The organism is uncultured Ruegeria sp. (genome assembly GCF_947489545.1).
Classification (GTDB): Bacteria; Pseudomonadota; Alphaproteobacteria; order Rhodobacterales; family Rhodobacteraceae; genus Ruegeria.
On sequence record NZ_CANLDZ010000001.1, the window covers coordinates 202,485 to 221,893 of the forward strand.

Sequence of the window (19,409 nt, forward strand, 5' to 3'; positions counted from 1 at the left end):
GCGATAAGCCCATCATAGTCCCAGCGTTGATTTCACCGCATTGTCAACAACACCAGCCAGCAATGCGTCTTTGTCATCCGCGCATCCGTCGCGCAGGGCTTCCACAAACGCCTGATGCAGTTTGGCTTTTTCCTCGTCAGAGGCCGCGTGGTCATTGATATCGATCTGACGGTTATAGATCGATACGGCGGTCAGCTTTTCGACGACGGCATAGATAAAGGCTTCATCCCCGTCTGCCTCTTCTACGACTGAGACACAGGTATGATACATCACGGGCAACGCATCCTGGACCATTTGTTCGGCGGCCTCATCAGCAAAGGCCACGCTTGGCAGTGCTACACAAACGCTTGCCAATACGGCTCTTAAGGGGGTCATACGCATCGCATTCACTTCCAGTTGTGTCCAATAAATGCCCCGGCCACACCACCAATGGCTGCGCCCTTGCCGTCTCCGATCAGGGCGCCAACCCCCGCGCCGATCAACGCGCCTTCGATCGTATTCTTCTTCTTTTTGTTGTCGGCAAGCCCCGCCGATGCTGACAACAGCACCAGCGACGCAGCCGCGGCGAAAGTGATTGTTCTGAAACCGGTATCCGCAATTTTCATCTGGGCGCTCTCCTGTGATCTGACCCTTGAATACACATTCTGAATTCAGCCTAGCGAGGCCTGGACTATCTGGCAACAAAGCCGTCTTCGGTCAGATCTCTTCGACTGACATCACACCTTCCAACGACTTCAGCGCACCTTTGATCTGTGGATTGATGGGAAAATCCTGACCCAGATCCAGTTCAACATCACCGGGCAATCCTGGATCCAGCAAACAAAGCTGGATTGGGCCTTTGGCCGCGCTGCGTGCGGCGCTGGCGGCGTCTTCCAACACTTTGGCGAGCGTTGGCACCGCCTGAGCCTGATCCACGAAAATCCGAAGACCGGTGGCGCCTGCGTCAGCAACAACCGAATCAATTGGTCCAACTGAGCGCCCCAGCAGTTTGAGCTGATCGGCCTCCATCGTTGCCTCAGCGGTCAGCACGACCTGCGCACCGGTTTCCAAAAACTCGCGCGATTTTTCCAGAGTTTCGGAAAACAGAGTGACCTCGTAAGCACCGCTTGGGTCAGACAATTGCGCAAAGGCAAAGCGGTTACCCCGGGCGGATTTCCGTTCCTGACGCCCCGCAACCACTCCCGCCATCTTTGCGATCAACGGGCCGGATCGCGCCTTTTCCATCACCTCGTCCAAGGTCAGAACCTGTTTGCGTTTCAACGCAGGCATGTAGTCATCTAGGGGATGGCCGGACAGGTAGAAGCCAATTGCCTTGAACTCTTCGCTCAGGCGCTCGGCCGGTAACCAATCTGGCGTCGGCGACAGGCGCGGTTCGGGCAAATCATCACCCGCCTCACCAAACAGCGACACCTGGTTGGAGTTCTTCTGTTCGTGAATAGCCGCCGAATACTGTACCAACGGATCGAGGCTATCGAATACACGGCGACGGTTTTTGTCGAGTTCGTCGAATGCCCCTGCCCGCGCCAACATCTCAAGCGGACGTTTACCAACTTTCTTAAGATCGACCCGGCGGGCTAAGTCGAAAAGATTGACGAATGGCTTCGCACCGCGTCCTTCAATCACAAGGTTCATCGCCTCGACACCTACATTCTTGAGCGCGCCCAGCGCATAGACCAAATGCCCTTCATTGACGTCAAACGTCGCCTGTGACCGGTTCACACAAGGTGGCACATACGGCAGTTCCAGCCCTTTGCGGACTTCTTCGAAGTACACAGCCAGTTTGTCGGTCAGATGGATATCACAATTCATGACACCCGCCATGAACTCGACCGGGTGGTTCGCTTTCAGCCAGCCGGTCTGATAGCTGACCACCGCATAGGCCGCCGCGTGCGATTTGTTGAAGCCGTAATTGGCGAACTTGTCGAGCAGGTTCCAAACCTCGGTCGCCTTGGCTTCGTCCACGTCGTTTTCAGCCGCACCTTTGAGGAATTTGGGCCGTTCGGCGTCCATCGCCTCCTGGATTTTCTTACCCATTGCGCGGCGCAACAAGTCCGCGCCGCCAAGGCTGTAACCCGCCATTTCCTGAGCGATCTGCATCACCTGTTCCTGATAGACGATAATGCCCTGGGTCTCGTCCAGGATGTGGTCGATGGACGGGTGCAGCGTGTCCCGCTCGCTCAGCTTGTTCTTGACCTCGCAGAACTTGGGGATGTTCTCCATCGGGCCGGGACGGTAGAGCGCGACGAGGGCAATGATGTCTTCGATACAGTCCGGCTTCATGCGCTTGAGCGCATCCATCATGCCGCTGGATTCCACCTGAAACACTGCCACCGTCTTGGCGGCGGAATAGAGTTTGTATGTCGCCTCGTCATCCAGCGGGATGGCGTTGATCTGGTTTACCGCCCCTTCAGCGGGCTCATAAAGCTCGGTGCCGTCAGGGGCGATGTGCAAATCGCGCCCGGACTTGAAGATCAGATCCATCGCATTCTGGATCACAGTCAGCGTCTTCAAACCAAGAAAGTCGAACTTCACCAGCCCGGCCTGCTCCACCCATTTCATATTGAACTGGGTCGCGGGCATATCGGAGCGCGGATCCTGATACAGCGGCACCAGCGCGTCCAGAGGGCGGTCCCCGATCACAACACCTGCCGCGTGGGTCGAAGCGTTCCGCAACAACCCTTCAACCTGTTGGCCGTAGGTGAGCAAGCGGTCGACGACCTCTTCATTGCGAGCCTCTTCGCGCAGGCGGGGTTCGTCTTTCAGTGCCTTTTCGATGGAGACGGGTTTCACACCCTCGACAGGGATCATCTTGGACAGGCGATCCACCTGGCCGTAGGGCATTTGCAGAACGCGCCCGATATCGCGCACGGCAGCTTTGGACAGCAACGCACCAAAGGTTATGATCTGCCCTACCCTGTCGCGCCCGTATTTTTGCTGCACGTAACGGATCACCTCTTCCCGGCGGTCCATGCAGAAATCGATGTCGAAGTCCGGCATCGAGACACGCTCGGGGTTCAGGAACCGTTCGAACAGCAGGGAATAGCGCAGCGGGTCAAGGTCCGTAATCGTTAGCGCATAGGCCACCAAAGAGCCCGCGCCAGAGCCTCGCCCCGGACCAACAGGAATATCCTGATCCTTGGACCATTGGATGAAATCCGCGACGATCAGGAAATAGCCAGGAAAGCCCATGCCTTCGATGATATCGAGCTCGAAATTCAGCCGTTCCTGATATTCCTCAGGCGTCACCGCATGTGGGATCACGGCAAGGCGTTTCTGCAAGCCTTCATTGGCGATACGGCGCAGTTCAGCAACTTCGTCATCGGCGAATTTAGGCAAGATCGGATCGCGGCGATAGGCCATGAAGGCGCAGCGTTTGGCAATCTCGATCGTGTTCTCGATGGCCTCAGGCAGGTCGGCAAACAGCGTCGCCATTTCCTGCTGAGACTTGAAGTAGTGTTGCGCGGTCAGGCGGCGGCGACCGGCCTGCTGGTCCACGTAAGCCCCTTCGGAAATGCAGATCAGCGCGTCATGCGCCTCATACATGTCCGAGGTGGGGAAATAGACGTCATTTGTGGCCACCAGTGGTAAGTTCTTGGCATAGGCCATCTCGACATGACCGCGTTCAGTCAAGCGTTCGGCCTCGGGCTGACCATCCTCGCCGGGATGACGTTGCAGCTCAACGTAAAGCCGGTCTGGGAACATCGACGCCAACTGATCCATCAAGGCTTCGGCCGCTGGGCGCTGGCTTTGTTGCAGCAGCCGCCCGACCGGCCCGTCCGGCCCGCCGGACAGGCAGATAAGGCCGTCGGAACGTTCTGCCAGTTCCTCCAACGTGACTTGCGGCAACTGACCGCCCTTGTCCACGTAGAGGCAGGAACTGAGTTTCATCAAGTTCTCATACCCAACCTCGGACTGAGCCAGCAGCACCAGCGGTGCCGGGATCTTGGGCTTTTCACCGGGTTGCGCTTGCACATAGGTCAGGTCAACCTGGCATCCCATGATCGGCTGGACACCTGCATCGCTGGCGGACACCGAAAACTCCAACGCCGAGAACATGCTATTGGTGTCGGTCACCGCGACCGCCGGCATATCCATCTTCTCGCAAAGACCCGGCAGCTTTTTCAGCCGTACGGCGCCTTCCAGCAGGGAATATTCGGTGTGAACGCGGAGGTGAATGAATCGGGGAATACTGCTCATACCACGCAAGCTATCCCAGCCGGCGGTCGCGCAAAAGCCGGAACCTTAACCACCAACTGTCAAAAAAATCATCGTTGATTATTCGGCTTTTTCAGAAGGTGCTTCGCAAGGCGGCGCCGACCTCCAGCATAAAATGCTTTAGTTCCAAACAATTAAACACTACACACACACGACGATCTTACGCTGCATTGATGGAATGGTGCATATTACAGGTAGTTTTTCTTGCCAGATCACGCACGCTGTTTCTAACATCTTATGGCAAGCTACCAGCCCGCTACTCTTTCTACGTCGCATCGAAGGAGGGCACCGAGGGGCGCAACCGGGTAACGCGACGGGTTTCACGAATGAACATCACGTTTCTTCTGAACGGAGAGACAGTGGAGCTGGCGGATGTAAATCCGACAGCGACCTTGCTGGACTGGCTGCGCGAAGATCGCGGCCTCACCGGCACCAAGGAGGGCTGCAACGAAGGCGATTGTGGGGCTTGCACCGTCATGGTGACTGATGAAGGCGGCGCGAAAGCTCTGAATTCCTGCATTCTGTTTCTACCTCAGTTGCATGGAAGGGCTGTGCGCACCGTCGAAGGGGCCAGCGGCCCAAATGGAGAGGTGCACCCGGTTCAACAGGCGATGGTCAACCTGCACGGGTCGCAATGCGGATTCTGCACGCCTGGTTTCGTGATGTCGATGGTTTCCAGTCACATTAATGGCGCCACGGATCACGACACCCAACTTGCGGGCAATCTATGTCGCTGCACGGGATACGCGCCGATCATTCGCGCCGCCGAAGCCGTCGAAAAGCACCCAGTACCGGTTTGGGTAAAAGACACGCCAGTAGCGACGCAGGTGACTTCTACCTTGCTGCCCGGATCGTCGGACGAGCTGGCCCGGATTTACGCGCAATACCCGGACGCGACCCTGGTCGCCGGTGCGACCGATGTGGGCCTGTGGGTCACCAAGCAGCTACGCGATCTGGATCCGGTGATTTTCCTGAATGGCTGTGACGACCTGAAAGAAATCACCATCACAGAGGAAAAAATCCGGTTTGGGGCCATGGTTGACATGAACCGGATGGGTGAGGCGTTGGCGGATCTGCATCCATCTTACGCCGAGATGATCCGCCGCTATGCCAGTGTACAGGTGCGCCACGCAGCTACCCTTGGTGGCAACATCGCCAACGGCTCCCCCATCGGAGACAACCCGCCTGCGCTGATTGCGCTGAATGCTGATGTCCACTTACGTAAGGGCGACGTGCAACGTTCGATCCCGATGGAAAGCTTCTTCATCGACTATGGCAAGCAGGACCGCGCTCCCGGCGAATTCGTCGAAGCCATCAGCTTCCCGCGTCAGACAGACCGGTTGAAATGCTACAAACTGAGCAAACGGTTCGATCAGGATATCTCGGCGGTGTGTGGATGTTTCAAGATTTCGGTCGTGGACGGTGTCGTTGCCGACGCACGGATCGCCTTTGGCGGCATGGCGGGCATTCCGAAACGGGCTGCATGTGTCGAGGCCACGCTGGTCGGAGAGCCCTGGACCCTTGAAACCATCCGGGCTGCTATCCCCGCCTTTGCCGACGACTTTACCCCGATGACGGACATGCGCGCCTCGGCACTCTATCGGCTTGAAACGGCCAAGGCATTGCTTGAGCGCTATTTCCTTGAGGATCAGGGCGAAGCGACCAATGTGTTGGAGGTGTCGGCATGAGCGTGACTAAACCCCTCCCTCACGACGCGGCGCCGCTGCATGTGTCTGGCACTGCCCGCTATGTAGATGACATCCCAACGCCCAAGGGAACGTTGCATCTGGCCTTTGGCCTCAGCCCGATTGCCAAGGGTACGATCAAGACCGTGGATCTGTCTGCAGTTAAGACTGCAGACGGCGTTTTGATGGTGATGACAGCAGAAGACCTTCCGTTTGCCAACGATGTCTCCCCTTCTATCCATGATGAACCCCTGCTTTCCAACGGCACCGTTCACTACATCGGTCAGCCTGTTTTCCTTGTGGTCGCGACCAGCCATCTAGCCGCGCGCAAAGCCGCAAGATTAGGCAAGATCGACTATGCCGAAGAGACGCCGATCCTGACAGTGGAAGAGGCATTGGCCGCCGACAGTCGGTTCGAAGATGGCCCACGCATCTATGCCAAGGGCGATGCGGAGGCCGCCATTTCAGCCGCGACCCATGTGATCGAGGGCACGTTCGAGATTGGTGGCCAGGAGCATTTCTATCTGGAGGGTCAGGCCGCGTTGGCCGTGCCGAATGAGGGTGCGGATATGCTGGTGCACAGCTCGACCCAGCACCCGACTGAGATTCAGCACAAAGTTGCGGATGCGTTGGGCGTTCCCATGCACGCGGTCCGTGTCGAGACCCGCCGCATGGGCGGAGGGTTTGGCGGCAAGGAAAGCCAGGGCAACGCCTTGGCCGTGTCCTGCGCGATCGCGGCGCGTGCGACCGGTAAGGCTTGCAAGATGCGCTACGATCGGGATGACGATATGATCATCACCGGCAAGCGCCATGCGTTCCGTATTTCGTACCGCGCCGGGTTTGACGAGCACGGTCATATTCAGGGGGTTTCTTTTCTGCACTATGCGATCTGCGGCTGGGCGCAGGACCTGTCCCTGCCCGTCGCGGACCGTGCCATGTTGCATTCGGACAATGCCTATCTGCTTCCGAATGCGCGGATCGAGAGCCATCGGCTTAAGACAAATACGCAATCCGCCACCGCTTATCGCGGGTTCGGCGGTCCGCAGGGCATGGTCGGCATCGAACGCGTCATGGACCACGCGGCCCATGAACTGAAGCTTGACCCGGTCGAGTTGCGGCAGCGGAACTACTATGAGCCTGCGCATGCGGTTGCCGATCTCGCGCCAACACCGAAGCCACTAGGACACCCGGATCCGCACGAAGATCTGACCAGCCGCGGCGCGGCTGAAATGGCCCCATCAAACACGCCGGTCCGCCCGGTACCTGAAGGCGGTAACACGACGCCCTACGGCATGGAAGTTAGCGACTTTGAATTGCATGGCATGACGACCGCCCTGCTGGCCTCCAGCGACTACGCAGCGCGTAAAGCGGCCATCGCACAATGGAACGCCAAGAATTTCGTGATCAAGAAAGGCATTGCGTTTTCTCCGGTCAAGTTTGGTATTTCTTTCACGCTGACACATCTAAATCAGGCGGGTGCGCTGGTGCATGTCTATCAGGATGGCTCGGTCCATCTGAACCATGGCGGCACCGAGATGGGGCAAGGGCTATTCCAGAAAGTGGCGCAGGTTGCGGCGTCGCGTTTTGGCATCCCTTTGGAGATGGTGAAGATCACCGCAACTGATACGGCCAAGGTGCCGAATACCTCGGCCACGGCAGCATCGTCCGGTAGTGACTTGAACGGGATGGCGGTCAAAGCCGCCTGCGATACGATCCGGGACCGCATGGCGGACTATCTGGCCGAACGCCATCAGGCCGATCCGTCAAGCGTTCGTTTCACCGACGGCCATGTGGAAGTTGGCGAGGAGCGCTACAGTTTTGCCGAGGCAGCGGCGCTTGCCTATCAGGGGCGAGTCAGCCTGTCCGCAACCGGGTTCTACAAAACCCCCAGGATCGAATGGGATCGCATCAAGGGGCACGGTCGGCCCTTCTTTTACTTCGCTTACGGAGCCTCGGTCACAGAGGTTGCGGTGGATATCCTGACAGGCGAAAACCGCATCCTGCGCACGGATATCCTGCATGATGCAGGCGCGTCGCTGAACCCTGCATTGGATATCGGGCAGATAGAAGGTGGCTACGTACAGGGCGCGGGCTGGTTGACGACGGAAGAACTGATCTGGGACGACAAGGGCAACCTTCGTACCCACGCGCCGTCGACTTACAAAATCCCGGCCTGTTCTGACCGGCCCGACGTATTCAACGTGGCGCTCTGGGACGCGGAGAACCGAGAGGACACGATCTATCGGTCCAAGGCGGTGGGTGAACCGCCGTTCATGCTGGGCATATCGGCATGGCTGGCGCTGTCGAATGCGGTGGCAGCCTGCGGCACTCGTTATTCGGCGCTGGACGCCCCTGCCACGGCTGAACAGATCTGGCACGGCGTCCAACGGGTAAGGGGAGATACCTGATGGGATTTGATCGGGAGGCTTTGAGGGAGGCGGTCATTAACCACGGCACCGTGGTCCGCGTTGTGGTCGCCGGGATCAAGGGATCGTCTCCCCGCGAGGTTGGGGCTTCGATGCTTGTTTGGAAGAAGGGTCAAAGCGGGACAATCGGCGGCGGCACTTTGGAATTTCAGGCAGCTGAGGCGGCGCGGTTGCAAACTGCGCCGTCCCGCCTGACGCAACATGCGCTTGGGCCAGATATGGGACAATGCTGCGGAGGGGCGGTGACGCTGTTAAGCGAGAGCTATGACCGAGCAGCTGTAGACTGCCTGGACGACGCCATTATTGCTCGTTCGGTATCTTGTGGTGAGATGCCTTTGTCGGTGAAGCGCTTGCTGGCAAAGGCCCGTGGACAGGGTGCGCAGCCAGATCCGCAACTCATCGATGGCTGGATGGTAGAGCCGGTGCATAACCCAACTCGTCATCTTTGGATCTGGGGCGCTGGCCACGTTGGTCGCGCGTTGGTTGATGTTCTGGCACCTCTCCCTGATCTGGCCATTACCTGGGTTGACACCGGACCAGAGCGGTTTCCCGAAATGGTACCAGCGGGCGTAACCACCGTGCCCGCGGCGAAACCCGCCGAGCTTGTCCGCCACGCCCCGCACGATGCCGAACATCTTGTGCTGACTTATTCACACAATCTGGACCTGGAACTGTGCAACAGGCTGCTTTTGCACGATTTCCGCTTTGCGGGCCTGATTGGGTCGGCTACGAAATGGGCACGGTTTCGGTCGCGACTGGCGGCCCTTGGGCATTCGCCCGAGCGGATCGGGCGGATCACCTGCCCAATTGGTGACCCATCACTGGGTAAGCACCCGCAGATGATCGCCGTTGGTGTCGCGGCGCAGATCCTGCGCCCAGCCCGGCAGAACGAACTGAAGAAGGACCTGAGCGCGTGACCACTCCACTTCTGAGCCTGCAAGGGCTGACCAAAGCCTATCCCGGCGTCGTGGCCAATGATCAGGTGTCCTTTGACATCGGTGAGGGAGAGGTTCACGCCTTGTTGGGCGAAAACGGCGCGGGCAAATCCACACTTGTTAAGATGATCTATGGCTTGGTGAAACCCGACAGCGGCACAATGCTGCTGCGGGGGCAGTCCTTTACACCATCCGAGCCCCGCGCAGCGCGCGCCGATGGGATCGCGATGGTGTTCCAGCATTTCTCACTGTTTGACGCGCTGAACGTGGCCGAAAACATTGCGTTGGGGATGGAGAACCCACCTGCGATGGGGGATTTGGCCTCGCGCATCCGGGAGGTATCCGAGACCTATGGCCTGCCGCTGGACCCGTTTCGTACTGTTGGTGACCTGTCAGCCGGTGAGCGGCAGCGGGTTGAGATCATTCGCTGCCTGCTGCAAGACCCAAAGCTGCTGATCATGGACGAACCGACCTCGGTTCTGACGCCGCAAGAGGTTGAGATTCTGTTCGAGACCCTGAACAAGTTGCGGTCCGAGGGGACCTCGATCCTGTATATCTCGCATAAGCTGGAAGAGATCCGGACGCTGTGTGACCACGCCACGATCCTGCGTTTAGGCAAGAACGTCGGCGAATGCGTTCCGTCTGAGACCTCGGCGCGCGATATGGCCGAGATGATGGTCGGATCGACCTTGCAGACACCAGAGCGTAGCGGGCGTGAGTTTGGCGATGTCGCACTGGATGTCAGCGGCTTGTCGGTGCCGTCGCCCTCAGAATTCGGTACAGCACTGCGCAATGTGCATATGACGGTACGCAAAGGTGAGGTTCTGGGCATCGGTGGGGTCGCCGGAAACGGCCAGGACGAATTGCTGGGCGTGCTGTCCGGTGAAATTCCGACCGCAGCTGATGCCATTAAATTCGCCGGTCAGCCTATTGGCAAGCTTGGACCCACCGCGCGGCGCAAGCTGGGCGTCCTGACCGCGCCAGAAGAGCGGCTGGGCCATGCGGCGGCGCCTGACATGAGCCTGACCGAGAACGCGTTGCTGACCGGATCGGTCCGCGAAGGGCTGGAAAACAACGGTTTCCTCAAGTGGGCCGAAACCCAAAGCTTTGCCGAGAAGATCATCAACGCGTTCGACGTTCGCACACCCGGCCCCGAGAACGCGGCGCGGTCCTTGTCGGGCGGAAACCTGCAGAAATTCGTCATCGGGCGAGAGGTTTTGCAAGATCCCGACGTGCTGGTGGTGAACCAACCAACCTGGGGCGTGGATGCGGCCGCGGCGGCCGCGATCCGACAGGCCATTCTAGATCTGGCCGCTAAAGGCACCGCGGTTGTGTGCATCAGTCAGGACCTGGATGAGCTCATGGAAATCTCAGACAGCTTTGCCGCGCTGAACGAAGGGCGGTTAAGCGCTCCGCGCGAGACGACCGGTCTGACCGTGGAAGAGATTGGCCTGATGATGGGCGGCGCACATGGCATGGAGGTTGCTCATGTGTGAGCCGCAGAATCGCCTTTGGCGAGAGTATTTACAAAAAGATGAAGAACGCGGGGGGATGAGCGTGTGATTGTGTTGGAGAAGCGGCCTCAGCCGTCCAAGGCGTGGTCCTATGCGACCCCTTTGGTGGCTGTGCTGGCAACGATGGTGTTTGGGGGCATCTTGTTCACCATTCTGGGCAAGAACCCCATCGAAGCCATTGGCACCATTTTTTGGGAGCCTCTGTTTGGCGAATTTGCGTTCTACTATCGTCCGCAATTGCTGGTGAAAGGCGCGCCATTGGTGCTGATTGCGATCGGCCTGTCGCTGGGCTTTCGCGCCGGCATCTGGAACATCGGTGCCGAAGGGCAATACATCATGGGTGCAATCTTTGGGGCGGGCGCCGGTCTGGCGTTTTATCCAATTGATGCGTTCTATGTTTTCCCGATCATGGTGCTGGCCGGGGCCTTTGGTGGCTGGCTTTGGGCATCTATTCCGGCCTTTTTGAAGGTGCGGTTTGGCACCAACGAAATCCTCGTCTCGCTGATGTTGGTTTATGTGGCCGAGCAGATGCTGGCCTCAGTCTCACTGGGGTTACTGAAGAACCCCGAGGGTTTTGGCTTTCCCGGCTCGCGCAACCTGCAATCCTACGACGCTGCCCATAACGCCGAGCTGATCTCCGGATCTGGCATGCATTGGGGTGTTGTGACCGCGTTGATTGCCGTGATCTTTGCCTATGTTCTGCTGAACCGGCACATGTTGGGGTTCCACATCCGCCTTACGGGTGAGGCTCCGCGCGCCGCTAAATTTGCGGGTGTGAACCCGGCCCGCTTGATCCTGTTTTGCCTCGGCCTTTCCGGCGCGCTGGCCGGGTTGGCCGGTATGTTCGAGGTCTCTGGCCCCTCTGGTGTGGTCAGCATCGATTTCAACGTCGGCTATGGTTTCACCGCGATCATCGTGGCGTTTCTGGGCCGTCTACATCCGGTGGGTATCCTGCTGGCCGGTGGGCTGATGGCGCTGACCTATATTGGCGGTGAAATTGCACAATCCCAATTGGGTTTGCCGGCCGCCGCCATTCAGGTGTTCCAGGGGATGCTTCTGTTCTTCCTCTTGGCCTTTGATCTTTTGACCAATTACCGCATCCGTGCGGCCCGTAGCGAGGTAGCCTGAGCCATGGATCTAGGTGAAATCAATCCCGTTCTTCTGGTCGCCTCGTTGATGGTGGCTGCAACCCCGCTGCTGCTGGCCGCCATCGGCGAGCTGGTGGTCGAGAAAGCTGGTGTGCTGAATCTCGGTGTCGAAGGCATGATGATCGTTGGCGCGATCAGCGGTTTTGCGACATCCGTCGAAACCGGCTCGCCCTGGCTGGGATTCCTTGCAGCAGCGGTCGGCGGCGCCGTGTTGTCGTTGCTGTTCGTTCTGCTAACTCAGGTTGCGTTGGCCAATCAGGTGGCCAGCGGGTTGGCCCTTACGTTGTTCGGGTTGGGATTCAGCGCCCTTCTTGGGCAAGGCTACGTTGGGGTAAAACCGCCAAGTATGGGTGAAATTCATATCCCGGTGATCAGCGATATCCCGGTGATCGGACCAATCCTGTTCCAGCATGATCCGATCCTTTACGTTGGCATCGCCCTAACCGCCGCAGTCTGGGCCGTTCTCAAATACACGCGCGCCGGCCTTGTGCTACGCGCGGTGGGCGAAAACCACGATGCCGCCCATGCTCTGGGATACAAAGTTATCAAGATCCGTATTATGGCGATCATGTTTGGCGGCGCCTGCGCTGGCTTGGGCGGCGCTTACATCAGCCTGATCCGAGTGCCGCAGTGGACCGAGGGTATGACGGCCGGTGTCGGCTGGATCGCGCTGGCACTGGTTGTCTTTGCCAGTTGGAAACCATGGCGCGCGCTTTTGGGTGCTTATTTGTTTGGCGGAATCACGGTCTTGCAGCTTAATCTGCAGGCAGCGGGCGTTGCCATTCCCGTCGAGTATCTGGCAATGTCACCCTATATCATCACGATCCTTGTGCTTGTGATCCTTTCGGCCGACAAGAGCAGCGCACCTGCCTCACTGGGCCGGATTTTCCACGCCTCGCATTAGACGGGGCCAATTGAACCAACTTGGGGAGTAACTACATGAAATTCACATCACTTCTGGCAAGCGCCGCCATGGCGCTGGGTCTGGCCTCGGGTGCCATGGCCGAAGACAAAACCAAGGTCGGCTTTGTCTATGTCGGTCCTGTCGGCGACGGCGGCTGGACCTATGAGCATAACAAAGGTCGCCTGGCCGTCGAGGAACATTTCGGCGACAAGGTTGAGACGGTGTTCGTTGAATCGGTGCCCGAAGGCCCGGATGCAGAACGCGTGATGACTCAGATGGCGCTGGAAGGCGCGGACCTGATCTTTACCACCTCGTTCGGCTATATGGACCCGACCATCAACGTGGCCCAAAAGTTCCCGGACGTGAAGTTCGAGCATGCGACCGGCTACAAAACGGCTGACAATGTATCGGTCTATTCGGCTCGCTTCTATGAAGGCCGTGCCGTTCAGGGGCACATCGCTGGTAAGATGACCGAGTCGAACATCATCGGCTATATCGGGTCTTACCCGATCCCCGAAGTGATCCGTGGCATCAACTCGGCCTACATCCACGCCAAAAAGGTGAACCCGGATGTCGAGTTCAAAATCATCTGGGCTTACACGTGGTTCGACCCGGCAAAAGAGGCTGATGCAGCTTCGGTTCTGATCGAACAGGGCGCGGACGTGATCCTGCAGCACACCGACTCGACGGCACCGCAAGCGGCTGCGCAAGAGGCCGGCAACGTGATCACCTTTGGTCAGGCCTCGGACATGAGCGAATACGCTCCGATGCCGCGCGTCAGCTCGATCATCGACAACTGGGCCCCCTACTATATCGCGCGCACGCAGGCCGTGATGGATGGCAGCTGGGCAACGGCGAACACCTGGGACGGTATCGGCCCGGGTATGGTCGAGATTGGCGAAATCTCGGACGCGGTTCCAGCGGATATCAAAGAAGAAGCACTGGCGATGACAGCGGCGCTTGCTGACGGTAGCTATCACCCATTCACAGGCCCGCTGAAAAAGCAGGACGGTAGTGACTGGCTGGCGGACGGTGAAACCGCAGATGATGGCACATTGGCGGGCATGAACTTTTACGTTGAAGGGCTGGAAGGCGAAATCCCGCAGTAAAGCCGCCAAAAGCGCTAAACTAAGAATGCCCGCATTGATCATGCGGGCATTTTCTATTTCGGTCAGGGAGGATCGACCACCCAGGTACTGCTGCTTAGCTGGCCCTAAGTGCTTTGGGAAAGCCCCTTCACGCCCTCACGCCGCCCGAGGCGCGCTCGGTGGTTCTTTCGCGCCTGTCATAAAGGCCACGGCATCAGACATGGTGTAGTCCTTGGGATCGATGACACAAAGCCGTTTGCCCAACCTGTGCACGTGGATACGGTCGGCAACCTCAAAGACATGCGGCATGTTGTGGCTGATCAGGATGATCGGAATACCGCGCGACTTCACATCGATTATCAGCTCTAACACCCGACGGCTTTCTTTCACGCCCAAAGCCGCAGTTGGTTCGTCCAGAATGATCACCTTAGACCCGAAGGCAGCAGCGCGTGCGACCGCAACACCCTGACGCTGACCACCTGAAAGGGTCTCGACGGCCTGATTGATATTTTGGATCGTCATCAAACCCAGTTCGGTTAATTTGTCCCGGGCGAATTTTTCCATCGCAGGCCGGTCAAGCATTCTGAAAACCGAACCCAACGGGCCTTTTCGACGAATTTCCCTGCCCATAAACATGTTGTCGGCAATAGAAAGCGCCGGAGACATGGCAAGTGTCTGATACACAGTTTCGATCCCTGCTCCCCGTGCATCAATCGGAGAATGAAAATTCACCTTCTGGCCCTCAAGCCAGACCTCACCTTCGTCAGGCGCCACCGCGCCCGAAACGGCCTTGATCAGCGTCGACTTACCGGCACCATTATCCCCGATCACCGCCAGGATCTCTCCTGGCATCAGGTCGAAGTCGCATTGATCCAGCGCGGTTACCTTTCCATAGCGCTTGACCAGGTTCCGTCCTTTGAGAATGGGTTCCATCAGGCTGCTACCTTTCTGATCCACTGGTCAACGGCGACCGCTGCAATGATGAGAATGCCAATCAGCAAGAAGGTCCATTGCGCATCAGCCCCGAGCAGGCGCAAGCCGAGCGTAAACACCCCGACAATCAGCGCTCCGAACAGCGATCCGAGGATCGACCCGCGACCGCCAAACAGCGAGATGCCACCAATCACAACCGCCGTAATGCTTTCGATATTGGCCAACTGCCCTGACGTCGGGGATACCGACCCGATACGCCCAATCAGTGCCCAACCCGCAAAAGCGCAAATCAGCCCCGACAACATGTAAACTGACATCAGCGTCCGATGGACGTTGACCCCCGACAACTCAGCCGCTTCCGGGTCATCGCCGACCGCATAAACATGCCGTCCCCAGGCCGTATGGCGCAGCGCATAGGAGAGCCCAAGGATGAGCAGCAGCATGAACAACACGCCAACAGTGAACACCGCCCCACCCACGTTAAACTTGGTTCCGAACAGCTGCAATATGGGTGCGTTGGCCTCGATGTCCTGGGACCGGATCGTTTCGTTTTGCGAATACAGAAAGTTTGCGGCCAACACGATTTGCCACATGCCAAGCGTGACGATGAAGGGTGGCAGCTTGATCCGGCTGATGAGAAATCCGTTCACCGCCCCGAACGCGGTACCAACGGCAAGCCCGCACAGGATCGCAACAGAGGGCGGCAATCCGTAGCGGAATGTGAATTGCCCCATGACGACGGAAGACATCACCATGATCGCACCAACGCTCAGGTCGATGCCCGCCGTCAGGATCACAAGACTTTGGGCTGCGGCCACGATGCCAACGATCTGAACCTGTTGCAGGATCAGGGTCAGCGCGAAAGGTGAGAAGAATTTTGCGCCGAGCAAAAGCCCAAACACAACAATAGCGGCGACAAGAACGATCAACGGAACCAGGGACGGGTTAACATGCAAAAAGTGCTGAACCGTCCCGACAAAACCACGGTGATGGTCATCAAACTCGGCGACTTGCTCCGGGCTGCCAGCTGCTGCGGCCTCGAAGTCATCGGATTGTCGTGAAGTCTCGGACATTAAGAATCCCCCAAGCGTCAAGTGCCCGTTTACGGACCACTTTAGCAAGTTTTTGGGTGAGAGGGTGGTTTGGCGTCAGGAGGCCACATTTGCAGCCTCCCGCAGGTTACTTTAGCCCCAGCAGAGGTCCATGCCTTCTTTCACTGAAATGGACTCAACGCCCTCAGCGGCTTGATCGGTCACAAGCGCAACGCCAGTATCATAAAAGTCTTTTCCCGGCGTGTTTTCAGGCTTAACGCCCTCGTCCGCCCATTTCTTGACCGCTTCAACACCCAGAGACGCCATCAAAAGCGGGTACTGCTGTGAAGTTGCCCCGATTACACCGTCTGCCACGTTTTGCACACCTGGGCAGCCCCCGTCGACGGATACGATCAGCACATCGTTCTCGCGCCCAATGGCTTTCAGCGCTTCATACGCACCCGCGGCTGCAGGTTCGTTGATCGTGTGAACAACGTTGATCGTCGGGTCCTTGGCCAGAAGGTTCTCCATCGCGCGGCGACCGCCTTCTTCATTGCCTGCGGTCACGTCACTGCCGACAAGGCGTGGATCATCTTCATCCCCGATGACATTCGGGTCTGCTAGATCAACTCCGAACCCTTCCAGAAAGCCTTGGTTGCGCAGCACATCCACGGTGGGTTGGCTGACCGCAAGGTCCAGCGTGGCGATTTTAGCATCATTAGCGGCATCCCCGAGGGACGCTTTCGCCCATTGACCGATCAGCAGCCCGGCCAGGAAGTTGTCGGTGGCAAATGTCGCATCGGCCGAGTCAATCGGCTCCAGCGGTGTATCCAGTGCAATCACAAGCAGGCCTGCGTCGCGGGCCTGTTGCACAGCCGGAACAATTGACGAGGTGTCCGACGCTGTCAGCAGAATGCCCTTGGCGCCATCCAGTATGCAGGTTTCGATCGCCTGCACCTGAGTTTCGTGGTCGCCATCGACCTTGCCTGCGAATGCCTTGAGCGTCATTCCCAATTCCTCAGCCTTGGCTGTGGCACCTTCTTTCATTTTGACGAAGAAGGGGTTGGTGTCAGTTTTGGTGATCAGGCAAACGGTTTCGCCTGCTGCCATCGCGCTACCCGCCATGGCAGTTACCGCCAGCGCCGTAGCACCCGCAAGATTTGCAAGTTTCATTAGTAATCCTCCCAGTTTCTCCCATGCCCGCAAGGGCATATGGGTGATCGGGTGGATAACGACCCGACCCCACAGGAAAAATCATCTTGAGATTCGGTATTTTTGTCAATAATTAAATCACTCTTAATTATTATTGACAGGTTGGGGCGATCCTCACATTGTTGAGCAAGGGAGGGAGCGCGTTGCCTGTGGACTTGAAGCAAGACGACACCCCGTCAGATCGGGTTTCAGACGTGCGCGGCACCAACCAAAGCGGTATGCGCGCGCGCAATGAACGGCTTGTTTTGTCCCTTGTCAGACGGCACCAGGCATTGGCCAAATCCGAAATTGCGCGCATGACGGGGCTTTCGGCGCAAACGGTTTCCGTCATCATGCGCCAGCTGGAACAAGACGGGCTATTGCTCCGGGGTGAACCGATCCGCGGCAAAGTCGGGCAACCCTCGGTTCCAATGCGACTGAACCCTGAAGGTGCGTTGTTTCTGGGTTTGAAAATTGGACGCCGCAGCACTGAACTGGTTTTGACAGACTTTCTGGGTAATGTCCGCCAGCGCGAAAGACGGACATATGACTATCCCACGCCTGTTGCTACGCTGGATTTCGCACGCGAAGCGCTTGACAAAATGCTGTCCGATCTCCCCCCGGTCGAGCGGGGCAGAGTTTCAGGCCTGGGGATCGCAATGCCTTATTTTCTTTGGGATTGGGCCCAAACGCTGCGGGTACCACAAGAAAAAATGGACCCATGGCGCACCACAGATATCAAAGCGGCTTTGGCTGCGACCTATGACTTCCCGGTTTTCCTGCAAAATGACGCAACAGCTGCCTGCGGGGCAGAACTGGTTTTTGGTCCCGCCGAAGGCCCCCGAGATTTCCTGTATTTCTATGTCGGCTACTTCATTGGCGGAGGGGTGGTTCTAAACAGATCGATCTTTTCAGGGAGAGGAAATGCAGGAGCGTTGGGGCCCCTGCCAGTGCCAACGGAAACAGGTCAGGTGCAACCTTTGATCGACGTTGCCAGCCTCTACGTTCTTGAACGTTCGATTGCAGGCAGCGGTGATGCAGCCAATTTGATGTGGGAATCGACAAGCCGATGGGACGTACCAGACCTCCATCTGAACAACTGGTTGAAACAAGCGTCACTCGGGCTGGCATATGCCATCGCCTCATCTTGCAGTGTTATTGATTTTAATTGCGTGAAAATAGACGGCTGGATGCCACCGGACATCAAAACCCGCCTGATTGAAGGGATCGAAGCGCAGTTGTCCCGCATCAATCTGACGGGTCTTGAGCGACCGGAAATTCACGCCGGATCTGTTGGCCCAGACGCGCGCTCGCTTGGGGCAGCGAGCTTACCTCTTTCAGAGAAATATCTGGTAGAGGCCTGATTTCAATGTCATTTCACCTGAATCCAAGCATCGGAATGGACGTCACTGGACGGCAGAAAATCATCCGCCAAACTTGATCACGGAAAAGGCGAAGTTGTCCTGGTCAGGCGAATCCAGATCCTTTAGCGCTTTAGCCAATCTGCCCGCTATTGCTTCGCTCTGATATAACCTATTCCCAGCCACGATGGATTGGATGCGTTCTTCGCTCAAGAATTGCAGGCCATCACTGGCTGCTATCAGGATATCGCCGGGCTCAAGATGGGAAGCGTGTTCCGGGCAATCTGTTTTGGGAATGTTGCCTCCCATGATCACCGACGTCAGCGTGTTTCGGTCGGGGTGTTCATAAGCGCTTTGTTGGTCCAGGATGCCCAATTTGACCATCATGTCGATCTGAGGTGCCATCGAATGATCCTCATTCATCTGACACAACTCTCCGTCACGCAGGCGATATAACGGCGAATCTCCAATGGACAGCCAGAAGGCCCGAGATTCGATCAGCACCAGGACCAAAAGGGTCGCACCCATGCCCCTGGTTTCGGAATAACGACTAGCAACCTCGCGTAAACAGCCATTTGCTACTTCGGCTGCTTTCATAAGGCATTCTCGCACTTCCGCGTCCGAGGATAGGCAATTCAAACCGGAGAACTTCCAGTAGTTGAACACTTCAGTGGATACAATCTTGGATGCGATATCCCCTGCCGCGTGACCACCCATACCGTCAGACACAACCACGATACCGATGTCAGAACCCACGGGGCAATCCATCAGGATCGCGTCCTCTTGATACTCGCGTTTTCCTGGGTCGATGACGGTTGCAATATCAAGCTGGGTGGCGGATTGACCCCGGGTTTTTGGCCGTTTCACTTTTTCAAATTGTACCATTAGCTTTTCTGAGTACGGATCTAATAAGTTCTTCAAGTTCATTTGGCTACCTGCGACGAAGTTGCCTAGAGGCTTTCTGGTTTGGATCACGCC

Annotated in this window: 15 protein-coding genes; 8 read left to right on the plus strand and 7 right to left on the minus strand. The window is 57.5% G+C overall.

What is annotated here, in order from left to right; genetic code table 11:
- Positions 1-12 precede the first annotated feature (12 nt).
- From Q1B13_RS01000 to dnaE, 3 genes are all read right to left on the minus strand, one after another.
- On the minus strand, positions 13-375 hold the full coding sequence (locus tag Q1B13_RS01000; protein ID WP_299799595.1) for a hypothetical protein: 363 nt from the start codon (positions 373-375) through the stop codon (positions 13-15).
- An 11-nt stretch (positions 376-386) separates the two neighbouring features.
- Positions 387-605 (minus strand): glycine zipper 2TM domain-containing protein, encoded by a 219-nt coding sequence (locus Q1B13_RS01005; protein ID WP_299077135.1) that lies wholly within the window; start codon positions 603-605, stop codon positions 387-389.
- Positions 606-696: 91 nt separating this feature from the next.
- Positions 697-4,197 (minus strand): DNA polymerase III subunit alpha, encoded by a 3,501-nt coding sequence (dnaE, locus tag Q1B13_RS01010; RefSeq protein WP_299077138.1) that lies wholly within the window; start codon positions 4,195-4,197, stop codon positions 697-699.
- Positions 4,198-4,541: 344 nt separating this feature from the next.
- On the opposite strand from dnaE, the gene xdhA reads away from it, so the two are divergent.
- The 7 genes from xdhA (at position 4,542) to Q1B13_RS01045 (ending at position 13,936) form a co-directional block, all read left to right on the plus strand.
- Positions 4,542-5,903 (plus strand): xanthine dehydrogenase small subunit, encoded by a 1,362-nt coding sequence (gene xdhA / locus Q1B13_RS01015; protein ID WP_299077141.1) that lies wholly within the window; start codon positions 4,542-4,544, stop codon positions 5,901-5,903.
- The gene (gene xdhB / locus Q1B13_RS01020; protein WP_299077143.1) at positions 5,900-8,308 is read left to right on the plus strand and encodes a xanthine dehydrogenase molybdopterin binding subunit; all 2,409 of its coding nucleotides are present in this window, start codon (positions 5,900-5,902) and stop codon (positions 8,306-8,308) included. The genes xdhA and xdhB overlap by 4 nt, the downstream gene beginning before the upstream one ends.
- Positions 8,308-9,243 (plus strand): xanthine dehydrogenase accessory protein XdhC, encoded by a 936-nt coding sequence (gene xdhC / locus Q1B13_RS01025; RefSeq protein ID WP_299077146.1) that lies wholly within the window; start codon positions 8,308-8,310, stop codon positions 9,241-9,243. Before xdhB ends, xdhC begins: the two co-directional genes overlap by 1 nt.
- Positions 9,240-10,757, plus strand: a complete 1,518-nt coding sequence (locus Q1B13_RS01030; RefSeq protein ID WP_298933714.1) for an ABC transporter ATP-binding protein — start codon at positions 9,240-9,242, stop codon at positions 10,755-10,757. The genes xdhC and Q1B13_RS01030 overlap by 4 nt, the downstream gene beginning before the upstream one ends.
- 63 nt (positions 10,758-10,820) lie before the next feature.
- Positions 10,821-11,903 carry an ABC transporter permease gene (locus Q1B13_RS01035; protein WP_299077149.1) on the plus strand — a complete coding sequence of 361 codons (1,083 nt, stop codon included), beginning with the start codon at positions 10,821-10,823 and terminating at the stop codon, positions 11,901-11,903.
- Positions 11,904-11,906: 3 nt separating this feature from the next.
- A complete protein-coding gene (locus Q1B13_RS01040; RefSeq protein WP_298933719.1) occupies positions 11,907-12,827 on the plus strand; it encodes an ABC transporter permease in 921 nt (306 codons plus the stop codon).
- Positions 12,828-12,862: 35 nt separating this feature from the next.
- Positions 12,863-13,936, plus strand: a complete 1,074-nt coding sequence (locus Q1B13_RS01045; RefSeq protein WP_298933721.1) for a BMP family ABC transporter substrate-binding protein — start codon at positions 12,863-12,865, stop codon at positions 13,934-13,936.
- A gap of 135 nt (positions 13,937-14,071) precedes the next feature.
- Here the strand turns inward: Q1B13_RS01045 and Q1B13_RS01050 are convergent, their stop codons facing one another.
- The 3 genes from Q1B13_RS01050 to Q1B13_RS01060 all read right to left on the minus strand — a co-directional run bounded on the left by Q1B13_RS01050 (position 14,072) and on the right by Q1B13_RS01060 (position 17,052).
- Positions 14,072-14,848, minus strand: a complete 777-nt coding sequence (locus Q1B13_RS01050; RefSeq protein ID WP_299077152.1) for an ATP-binding cassette domain-containing protein — start codon at positions 14,846-14,848, stop codon at positions 14,072-14,074.
- Positions 14,848-15,921: an ABC transporter permease gene (locus Q1B13_RS01055; RefSeq protein ID WP_298933723.1), complete on the minus strand. Its 1,074-nt coding sequence runs from the start codon at positions 15,919-15,921 to the stop codon at positions 14,848-14,850. Before Q1B13_RS01055 ends, Q1B13_RS01050 begins: the two co-directional genes overlap by 1 nt.
- Positions 15,922-16,032: 111 nt before the next feature.
- The gene (locus Q1B13_RS01060) at positions 16,033-17,052 is read right to left on the minus strand and encodes a sugar ABC transporter substrate-binding protein (protein ID WP_299077155.1); all 1,020 of its coding nucleotides are present in this window, start codon (positions 17,050-17,052) and stop codon (positions 16,033-16,035) included.
- A gap of 257 nt (positions 17,053-17,309) precedes the next feature.
- On the opposite strand from Q1B13_RS01060, the gene Q1B13_RS01065 reads away from it, so the two are divergent.
- Positions 17,310-18,434: an ROK family transcriptional regulator gene (locus Q1B13_RS01065; protein ID WP_299077905.1), complete on the plus strand. Its 1,125-nt coding sequence runs from the start codon at positions 17,310-17,312 to the stop codon at positions 18,432-18,434.
- A gap of 60 nt (positions 18,435-18,494) precedes the next feature.
- Here Q1B13_RS01065 and Q1B13_RS01070 read toward each other — a convergent pair whose 3' ends face one another.
- Entirely contained in the window at positions 18,495-19,316 is an 822-nt protein-coding gene (locus Q1B13_RS01070; RefSeq protein WP_299077157.1) for a protein phosphatase 2C domain-containing protein, read from the minus strand.
- Positions 19,317-19,409: the final 93 nt, after the last annotated feature.